We start from the raw sequence: 2140 nt of genomic DNA on the forward strand, positions 1-2140 counted from the left end.
ACGAACTAACAGAACTCCTGAAAGCAAACCCAGCAATGGGACGACCAGGGAGAGTGTTCGGAACAAGAGAACTAATCTTGCAAAAGTTTCCTTACTTAATACCTTATCGAGTCAAAGATAATCGCATTGAGATACTAAGGGTGTTCCCTACACGCATGAATCAACCAGATTTTTGGTAACTCAATAACGAAGAAAGGCTCCCCATCAGGAGCCTTTCCTTGTAAGTGGTCTTCGGTTCGCACAAAGTGACGTTACGTTAAATCGACCACCTACGCACAACGAGAATTACGTAAAATTCAATCCTTCACATTAAGCGACATGTTACCACCTAACATGCCGAATTTATCTTTAAGTCTTTGAATTTATGTTGACCATGAAAGATTAAATGAGCTTAGATCTGAGTAGAAATACGGCTTTTCGCCGTATAGAAAGCGTTATGTGTTTTTCTTGCAAGCGCCATGATTAATCAAAACTTTTTTCTAGCCATGCGGCATGGGTGAATTAAAAAACGGTGCCTTAGAGCGTCAATTTGGCGCCTTATTTTTGCGATTTTAAGTGGTTGTAAGTTGCTGTTTTTAAGGTGTTTATTTTTCTTGAGAACTGGTTGGTAAATGTTAGTCTTCGACTCAAATAGAAAGAGGGCTAGAAAATGGATAAAACAGACCAGTTATATGTACAAGCAGACTTTTCACATCAAGACATGAGTGGTCAGTATTTTAAAAATTGCAAATTTTTCTGCTGTTCCTTTAAACGAGCGAACCTCCGCGATACACAATTTGTAGATTGTTCTTTCATTGAACGAGGTGAATTAGAGGGGTGTGATTTTTCTTACTCGGATCTTAGAGATGCATCTTTTAAAAACTGCAGTCTTTCAATGTCGTATTTCAAAGGTGCAAATTGTTTTGGTATCGAGTTCAGAGAATGCGATTTAAAGGGTGCCAATTTTTCTCAAGCTAGCTTCATGAATCAGGTATCGAACAGAATGTATTTTTGTTCAGCTTATATAACAGGTTGTAATCTTTCATACGCCAACTTTGAAAGGCAGTGTATCGAAAAGTGTGATTTGTTTGAGAATAGATGGATTGGCGCAAATCTGAGTGGTGCATCATTTAAAGAGTCTGATTTAAGTCGGGGAGTATTTTCTGAAGGGTGTTGGAGCCAGTGTAGGTTGCAAGGTTGTGATTTGAGCCACTCGGAGTTGTATGGTTTAGACCCTCGGAAAGTTGACCTTACAGGTGTAAAAATCTGTTCGTGGCAGCAAGAACAACTTTTAGAGCAATTAGGTTTAATAGTAGTTCCTGACTAAATTTGATGGTTTGAACACACACATAACAAACGCCTCAAGAGGGACTGTCAACGCGTGGCGTTTCCAGTCCCAATGAGCCGCTGTGGTTGCAGTTGTTGTGTTTGAGTTTAGTTGTTATGCGTTGCCAGCCCCTTAGGCGGGCGTTAGCCCTCAGGAGGAAAAATGAAAATATCCATTATGGCAGCAGTTTCTGAGAATGGAGTAATTGGCTCTGGATTGGATATACCTTGGCATGTACAAGGTGAGCAGCTCCTGTTCAAAGCTATGACTTACAATCATTGGCTTTTAGTCGGTCGTAAAACTTTCGACTCAATGGGTAAACTTCCCAATAGGAAATATGCTGTGGTTACTCGCTCAGAAATGGTCTCGAATGATCCAGATGTTATTTATTTCACCAGCATTGAATCGGCATTATCTTACTTAGACAATACGACAACACATGTCTTTGTTTCTGGTGGTGGTGAAATTTACAAAGCATTAATCGAACAAGCAGATGTTATCCATCTTTCAGTGATTCATAAGCACATCTCTGGCGACGTGTTTTTCCCTTCAGTTCCACAGAGTTTCAAACAAACATTTGAGCAAAGTTTCAGTTCAAATATTGATTACACGTACCAAATTTGGGCAAAGGGCTAACAAACTGTTTAAGAGTGATTCGCAACGCGTGGCATTTTTACTATGCGTTGGTTTTAGTGGTTAAGGCGGTATGCGGAAGCTTCGGTATTGCGTTGCTCACCCCTTAACAGGGCGTTATAGCAAAGGAGATAAACGTTGAGTAAGTCAATATTAATAGGTTCGTTAGTGATAGGAGCTGCTGTTTTAGCTAGTCCATTT

The 2140-nt window shown here is 40.0% G+C and carries 3 protein-coding genes; all 3 read left to right on the forward strand.

Features of this window, described 5'->3' with window-relative positions:
• Positions 1-17 precede the first annotated feature (17 nt).
• The 3 genes from R8N49_RS24450 (at position 18) to dfrA31 (ending at position 1942) form a co-directional block, all read left to right on the forward strand.
• On the forward strand, positions 18-179 hold the full coding sequence (locus R8N49_RS24450) for a type II toxin-antitoxin system RelE/ParE family toxin (protein ID WP_318190138.1): 162 nt from the start codon (positions 18-20) through the stop codon (positions 177-179).
• Between the two features lie 470 nt (positions 180-649).
• Positions 650-1306: a quinolone resistance pentapeptide repeat protein QnrVC5 gene (locus R8N49_RS24455; RefSeq protein WP_000361705.1), complete on the forward strand. Its 657-nt coding sequence runs from the start codon at positions 650-652 to the stop codon at positions 1304-1306.
• A gap of 162 nt (positions 1307-1468) precedes the next feature.
• On the forward strand, positions 1469-1942 hold the full coding sequence (dfrA31, locus tag R8N49_RS24460) for a trimethoprim-resistant dihydrofolate reductase DfrA31 (protein ID WP_000703246.1): 474 nt from the start codon (positions 1469-1471) through the stop codon (positions 1940-1942).
• Positions 1943-2140: the final 198 nt, after the last annotated feature.

Source organism: Vibrio sp. 1978 (assembly GCF_033344345.1).